Raw genomic sequence first — 253 nt, 5'->3', positions numbered from 1 at the left:
GTCATCAAAGTTGCCTTTACAGAAGCTTCTGTCAAAGCAGATGCCGGCAAGTCAATTGAAGTGAATTTCAAGGCTAAGATTAGAGATAATGCCAACTTATCAGCTTATGTGAATAAAGATGGTAAGACAGAAATTCCAAACAAGGCTTCTTACGACATCGATCACAATCCGAAATATCACAAGGATTCCAATGAAGTCCCAGTAACACCTCCAACACCAGAAGAGCCAGAGATCAAGAAAGATGTGAACGGCA

Annotated in this window: 1 protein-coding gene; it reads left to right on the top strand. The window is 40.7% G+C overall.

Annotation, left to right across the window (positions count from 1 at the left end; all coding sequences use genetic code 11):
* Positions 1 to 253, top strand: a 253-nt coding sequence (locus HMPREF2853_RS09580) for an isopeptide-forming domain-containing fimbrial protein (RefSeq protein WP_148131416.1), incomplete at both ends; no start/stop codon positions are given.

The organism is Streptococcus sp. HMSC077F03, assembly GCF_001812375.1.
In the GTDB taxonomy this organism is placed as follows: Bacteria; Bacillota; Bacilli; order Lactobacillales; family Streptococcaceae; genus Streptococcus; species Streptococcus oralis_S.
Note: the sequence above shows the minus strand (reverse complement) of the source record. Positions and strands in the feature narration are given on the sequence as shown.